The organism is Pseudomonas sp. GD03858 (genome assembly GCF_029840925.1).
Classification (GTDB): Bacteria; Pseudomonadota; Gammaproteobacteria; order Pseudomonadales; family Pseudomonadaceae; genus Aquipseudomonas.
The window spans coordinates 20,558-27,065 of the sequence record NZ_JAOCDM010000071.1 but is presented as its reverse complement, the minus strand read 5'-3'; the positions used below and the strand labels follow the sequence as shown (position 1 = coordinate 27,065).

Below are 6,508 nucleotides of genomic sequence, written 5' to 3'. Positions count from 1 at the left end.
CCACAGGGCGTTCATGCCACGGTCGATCTTCAGGTCGGTGCTCTGGCCCAGGTTCTTCTCGAACACTTCGCCATAGTTGCCGACTTGCTTGACGATCTGCACTACCCAGTCCTTGGGCAGCTTGAGGTCCTTGCCGTACTCGCCATCGGCGCCCAGCAGGCGGGCGACGTCAGGGTTCTTGGTGGACTTGGCCTCGGCCTCGACGTTCTTCGAGGTGACGCCGGCCTCTTCGGCATTGAGCATGGCGAACAGGGTCCACTTGACGATGCTGAACCACTCCTCGTCGCCCTTGCGCACCACCGGGCCCAGTGGTTCCTTGGAGATGGTTTCCGGCAGCACCACGTACTCGGTCGGCGCGGCCAGCTTGGAGCGCTGGGCGAACAGCTGCGACTTGTCCGAGGTCAGCACATCGCAACGACCGGATTCCAGCGACTTGGCGCTTTCGTCGGAGGTGTCGAAGGTGATCGGGGTGTACTTCAGCCCATTGGCGCGGAAGTAGTCGGAGACGTTCAGCTCGGTGGTGGTGCCGGCCTGGATGCAGATGGTCGCGCCGTCGAGTTCCTTGGCGCTGGAGACGCCGAGTTTCTTGTTGGCGAGGAAGCCGACGCCGTCGTAGTAGGTGACGCCAGCGAACACCAGGCCCATGCCGGCATCGCGCGAGCTGGTCCAGGTGGTGTTGCGCGACAGCACGTCGACTTCGCCGGACTGCAGCGCGGTGAAGCGCTCCTTGGCGTTGAGCTGGCTGAACTTGACCTTGGTCGCGTCGCCGAACACCGCGGCGGCCACGGCGCGGCACACATCGGCGTCGATACCGACGATCTTGCCTTGCGCGTCCGGCACGGAGAATCCTGGAAGACCATCGCTCACGCCACACTGGACGAAGCCCTTCTTCTTCACCGCATCGAGGGTGGCGCCGGCCTGGGCGAAGCTGGTGGCACCCAGCGCGGCGGCGGCGGTCAGGACTGCCAGGGTGGTTTTCAACATCTTCATCAACAACCTCCAAATCGCTCTTGTTGTATGAGCCGGAATTGCACCGCACCCTTATGAGGCGCATCCGACCCCTTGTTGGCTTGTTTTTGGGTCAATTGGCGCAATGGGCTGTTCTGTGACAGCCTTCTATCCACACGAGGGGTGTTACCGCGACTGGCCCACTCCTACGCATGCGAAGGACGTAGCAAAGGGCGTACCACAGTCGAGGTCCAGAGCGATTAAGTGAGCGTCAAGTAGGAAAAGTTGTAGAGTTGCGACATCTTTTTCTGGCATTAACCTCCATCGCCTTTTTTTTACGCACTCAATCCGTACGTGCGCACTTTTTCGGAGCATTCATGACCAACCCGCTGATTCTCGAGCCACAGAACACCGCCGACGCCTGTGTGATCTGGTTGCACGGCCTGGGCGCCGACCGTTACGACTTTCTACCGGTGGCCGAATTTCTCCAGGAACGGCTGCACAGCACGCGTTTCGTCATGCCCCAGGCGCCCACCCGCCCGGTGACCATCAACGGCGGCTACCAGATGCCCAGCTGGTACGACATCAAGGCCATGACCCCGGCCCGGGCCATCGACGAGGCACAGCTGGAAGAGTCCGCCGATCAGGTCATCGCCCTGATCAAGGCCGAACAGGCCAAGGGCATCAGCCTGTCGCGGATCTTCCTCGCCGGTTTCTCCCAGGGCGGCGCGGTGGTGCTGCACACCGCCTATATAAAGTGGCAGGAAGCCCTGGGCGGGGTCATCGCCCTGTCGACCTATGCCCCGACCTTCACCGATAGTCAGCAACTGAGCGCCTGCCAGCAACGCACGCCGGCGCTGTGCCTGCATGGCGTGCATGACCCGGTGGTGATCCCGGCCATGGGCCGCACGGCGTTCGAGTACCTCAACACCTGGGGCGTGGCGGCGCGCTGGCACGAATACCCCATGGAACATGAAGTGGTGGTCGAGGAGCTGAACGATATCCATGACTGGCTGAGCCGCCAGCTGCAGTGACCCGGGCGAGCCTGTAGCCCACCGCGCATTCCACTACGCCGCGCCCGGTTCTTGCATTACACTGCCCGGCGTACATTCCTTAACCAGTTGACGAGACGACCGTGCTCAAGGCACTCAAGAAAATATTCGCCAAGGGAGACGCCGCGCCACAGGCCGCCGAGCCCGTCGCCGTGCCCCAGCCCTCCCCGGCCACGCAACCGGCTGCCGCCCAGGCCCCGGCACACAAGAGCCCCAGGCCCAAACCCGCGCCCAAGCCGAAGGCCGAGACCCAACCCGTCGAGCAGCCGCGCGCAGAACAGCCCGCCAAGGACAAGCCACGCCGCGAACGCAAACCAAAGCCCCAGGCCAGCCTGTGGAAACCCGAGGATTTCGTGGTCGAGCCACAGGAAGGCAAGACCCGCTTCCATGACTTCAAGCTCTCCAACGAGCTGATGCACGCCATCCACGACCTCGGTTTCCCCTACTGCACGCCGATCCAGGCCCAGGTCCTGGGCTACACCCTGCGTGGCCAGGACGCCATCGGTCGGGCCCAGACCGGCACCGGCAAGACCGCTGCGTTCCTGATCTCGATCATCTCGCAGTTGCAGCAGGTGCCGCCGCCCAAGGAACGCTACATGGGCGAGCCGCGGGCGCTGATCATCGCCCCGACCCGCGAGCTGGTGGTGCAGATCGCCAAGGACGCCCAGGCGCTGACCAAGTACACCGGCCTGAACGTGATGAGCTTCGTCGGCGGCATGGATTTCGACAAGCAGCTCAAGTCGCTCGAGGCCCGCCACTGCGACATCCTGGTCGCCACGCCGGGCCGTTTGCTGGATTTCAACCAGCGCGGCGAGGTACACCTGGACATGGTCGAGGTGCTGGTGCTGGACGAAGCCGACCGCATGCTCGACATGGGCTTCATCCCCCAGGTCCGCCAGATCATCCGCCAGACCCCGCCCAAGAGCGAGCGCCAGACCCTGCTGTTCTCCGCCACCTTCACCGACGACGTGATGAACCTGGCCAAGCAGTGGACCACCAACCCGGCCATCGTCGAGATCGAACCGGAGAACGTGGCCAGCGAGACCGTCGAGCAGCATGTCTATGCGGTGGCCGGCAGCGACAAGTACAAGCTGCTGTACAACCTGGTCACGCAGAACAAGTGGGAACGGGTGATGGTGTTCGCCAACCGCAAGGACGAAGTACGGCGCATCGAGGAAAAGCTGGTGCGCGACGGCATCAACGCCGCCCAGCTGTCAGGCGACGTGCCGCAGCACAAGCGCATTCGTACCCTGGAGAACTTCCGTGAAGGGCGCATCACCGTGCTGGTGGCCACCGACGTGGCCGGGCGCGGCATCCACATCGACGGCATCAGTCACGTGATCAACTTCACCCTGCCGGAAGACCCGGACGACTACGTGCACCGTATCGGCCGGACCGGCCGGGCGGGCAGCAGTGGCGTGTCGATCAGTTTTGCCGGCGAGGACGATTCGTACCAGTTGCCGGCGATCGAGGAATTGCTGGGGCGCAAGATCAAGTGCGAGATGCCGCCGGACGAGCTGCTGAAGCCGGTGCCGCGCAAGCATCACTGATCTTCAAGGCCGCTCCTACAGAAAGCAGCCTTCCCCTAGGGCTCCCAGCGCCCTGCCGCATCCTGGTCGCTCTGCTTGCCTTCCACCCAGCGCGGCCCATCCTGGGTACTTTCCTTCTTCCAGAACGGCGCCCGGGTCTTCAGGTAATCCATGATGAAATTGCAGGCGTCGAACGCCGCCTGTCGATGCGCGCTGGCCACACCGACGAAGACGATCGGCTCGCCAGGCTCCAGGGCGCCGATACGGTGCAGCACCTCGACCTTGAGCAATGGCCAGCGCTGCTCGGCCTCGACCACGATCTTCTGCAATGCCTTCTCGGTCATGCCCGGATAATGCTCGAGGAACATCCCCGCCACATCCATCCCGTCGTTGAAATCCCGTACATAGCCGACAAAGCCGACTACCGCGCCCACGCCGACATTCGCGGCGTGCATGGCGTTGACCTCCAGACCTGGGTCGAACGCCGCCTCCTGTACCCGAACGCTCATGCTCAACCTCCCGTCACCGGTGGGAAGAACGCGACTTCATCGCCCTCTTCCAGCGTTTCGTCGAGCCTGCACAATTCTTCGTTGCGCGCGCACATCAGGTTCTGCTCGGCCAGTACCGCGTACTGACCGCCCTTGGCCACCAGCGCCTGGCGCACATCCTCCAGCACCTTGAAGTCGCCTTCCAGGCGCTCGGCATCGACGCCCAGCAGCTCGCGATAGCGAGCGAAATACATGACCTTGACCTTCATTGCGCCTGCGCCTTGTAGTGACCGCTCTTGCCGCCGGTCTTTTCCAGCAGGCGCACCTGCTCGATGACCATGCCCTTGTCCACGGCCTTGCACATGTCGTAGATCGTCAGCGCGGCGACGCTGGCGGCGGTCAGGGCTTCCATCTCGACACCGGTCTGTCCGGCCAGCTTGCAGCGGGCGACGATATGCACCACGTCCTCGCCTTCGGCAGCCAGCTCGACCTTGACGCCGGTGAGCATCAACGGGTGGCACAGCGGGATCAGGTCGCTGGTCTTCTTCGCCGCCTGGATGCCGGCGATGCGCGCCACGGCGAACACGTCGCCCTTGGGATGCTGGCCATCGACGATCATGCGCAGGGTGTCCGGCAACATGCGCACCCGCGCCTCGGCGATCGCCTCACGCGCGGTCACGGCTTTTTCAGTGACGTCGACCATGTTGGCGCGCCCCTGGGAATCAAGATGAGTCAGCACTGCTCTGCTCCTGGGAAGGGAATGCAGAGTGTAAACCCATGGGTCAGCTTCTCGCAGTGAAAAATAGACCGGCAGTAGCGGCCTCTTCGCGGGTAGACCCGCTCCCACAGGTAGAGTGAAGGCCGGGCGCGGAACGCCCGGCCCGGACCGTTACAGGTGCGACTCGGCGTACTCGGCCAGCACCGAGCGTGGCACGCCCTGCAGGGTGATGTGAACGCCGTGGGGGAAGTCCTTGAAGCGTTCGGTGAGGTAGGTCAGCCCGGAGCTGGTGGCCGACAGGTAGGGGGTATCGATCTGTGCCAGGTTGCCCAGGCAGACCACCTTCGAGCCGGTCCCGGCACGGGTGATGATGGTCTTCATCTGGTGCGGCGTGAGGTTCTGGCACTCGTCGATCAGGATCAGGCTCTGCTGGAAGCTGCGACCGCGGATGTAGTTCAGCGACTTGAACTGCAGCGGCACCCGCTCGAGGATGTACTCGACACTGCCGTGGGTGCTCTCGTCATCCATGTGCAGGGCTTCGAGGTTGTCGGTGATGGCGCCCAGCCAGGGTTCCATCTTCTCCGCCTCGGTGCCCGGCAGGAAGCCGATCTCCTGGTCCAGCCCCTGCACGCTGCGGGTGGCGATGATGCGCCGGTAGCGCTTGCTGACCATGGTCTGCTCGATGGCCGCGGCGAGCGCCAGGATGGTCTTGCCGGAGCCTGCGGCGCCGGTCAGGTTGACCAGGTGGATATCCGGGTCGAGCAGGGCGAACAGCGCCAGGCTCTGGTGGATGTCGCGCGGCTTGAGGCCCCAGGCTTCCTGGTGCAGCAGTGGTTCCTGATGCAGGTCGAGCAGCAGCAGCTCGTCGTTGCGAATGCCCTTGATCCAGCCAACGAAACCCTGCTCATCGATGATGAACTCGTTGACGTGCACCGCCGGCAGGTTGTCGGTCAGCTGCACCCGATGCCAGGTGCGGCCACGCTCCTGGCGGGTATCGACCTTGCTCACGCGGTCCCAGAACGAGCCGCTGACCGAGTGGTAGCCCTTGGACAGCAAGGACACGTCGTCGACCAGCTGGTCGGTGCTGTAGTCCTCGGCGGCGATGCCACAGGCGCGCGCCTTCAGGCGCATGTTGATGTCTTTGGTGACCAGCACCACATCCAGGTCTGGACGCTTGGCACGCAGGTCCAGCAGCTGGTTGATGATGATGTTGTCGGCGAGGTTTTCGGGGAGCAGGCGGTTGGGTTCGTTGCGCGTGCTCATGAGAATGGACAGGAAGCCCTTGGGCCCGCTCTTGCCGCGCTGGATCGGCACACCCTGCTCGACATCGCTGGGCGAGGCATCGCCCAGGGTCTGGTCGATCAGGCGGATGGCCTGGCGACATTCGGCGGCGATGGTGTGTTTGCCGGTCTTGAGCTTGTCGAGTTCCTCCAGCACCGTCATCGGTATGGCGACGTGGTGCTCCTCGAAGTTGAGCAGGGCGTTGGGATCGTGAATCAGGACGTTGGTATCGAGCACATACAGGATTGGCTGGTTGGAGGAAGGGTTGCGTCCTTGGTCATCCATACTCGGTCACCTTATGTGAAAGCCACACGGCGCATACGGCTGCGCCGCAGAGTGACTACCGTTCTCCCCGTATCCGCGTCGTTACGGGCGGGGAGCTCACCTGGCAAGGGGCGTGGATGACGCCACCTGTGCTGCAGGGTTCGGCTGTCTGGTTCCTTGATACCGCAAAAACCATGACCGAAAAAAGACTTTTTACGCTCTGGTGAA

Annotated in this window: 7 protein-coding genes; 2 read left to right on the top strand and 5 right to left on the bottom strand. The window is 63.4% G+C overall.

What is annotated here, in order from left to right; genetic code table 11:
- A partial coding sequence (locus N5D48_RS17580; RefSeq protein ID WP_279886657.1) for an amino acid ABC transporter substrate-binding protein occupies positions 1-990 on the bottom strand: 990 nt, incomplete at its 3' end.
- Between the two features lie 335 nt (positions 991-1,325).
- Between N5D48_RS17580 and N5D48_RS17575 the strand changes: the two genes are divergently transcribed.
- Together N5D48_RS17575 and rhlB are read left to right on the top strand one after the other, a co-directional pair.
- Positions 1,326-1,982: an alpha/beta fold hydrolase gene (locus N5D48_RS17575; RefSeq protein ID WP_279886655.1), complete on the top strand. Its 657-nt coding sequence runs from the start codon at positions 1,326-1,328 to the stop codon at positions 1,980-1,982.
- A gap of 101 nt (positions 1,983-2,083) precedes the next feature.
- Complete coding sequence (rhlB, locus tag N5D48_RS17570) at positions 2,084-3,550, top strand: ATP-dependent RNA helicase RhlB (RefSeq protein ID WP_279886652.1); 1,467 nt, start codon at positions 2,084-2,086, stop codon at positions 3,548-3,550.
- A 35-nt stretch (positions 3,551-3,585) separates the two neighbouring features.
- On the opposite strand, the gene moaE is transcribed toward rhlB, so the two are convergent.
- The 4 genes from moaE to N5D48_RS17550 all read right to left on the bottom strand — a co-directional run bounded on the left by moaE (position 3,586) and on the right by N5D48_RS17550 (position 6,301).
- On the bottom strand, positions 3,586-4,038 hold the full coding sequence (gene moaE, locus N5D48_RS17565; protein ID WP_279886649.1) for a molybdopterin synthase catalytic subunit MoaE: 453 nt from the start codon (positions 4,036-4,038) through the stop codon (positions 3,586-3,588).
- 2 nt (positions 4,039-4,040) lie between these two features.
- The gene (gene moaD, locus N5D48_RS17560) at positions 4,041-4,286 is read right to left on the bottom strand and encodes a molybdopterin converting factor subunit 1 (RefSeq protein WP_279886647.1); all 246 of its coding nucleotides are present in this window, start codon (positions 4,284-4,286) and stop codon (positions 4,041-4,043) included.
- The gene (gene moaC / locus N5D48_RS17555; RefSeq protein WP_279886645.1) at positions 4,283-4,756 is read right to left on the bottom strand and encodes a cyclic pyranopterin monophosphate synthase MoaC; all 474 of its coding nucleotides are present in this window, start codon (positions 4,754-4,756) and stop codon (positions 4,283-4,285) included. The genes moaD and moaC overlap by 4 nt, the downstream gene beginning before the upstream one ends.
- 150 nt (positions 4,757-4,906) lie before the next feature.
- Positions 4,907-6,301 carry a PhoH family protein gene (locus N5D48_RS17550; RefSeq protein ID WP_279886643.1) on the bottom strand — a complete coding sequence of 465 codons (1,395 nt, stop codon included), beginning with the start codon at positions 6,299-6,301 and terminating at the stop codon, positions 4,907-4,909.
- Positions 6,302-6,508 lie beyond the last annotated feature (207 nt).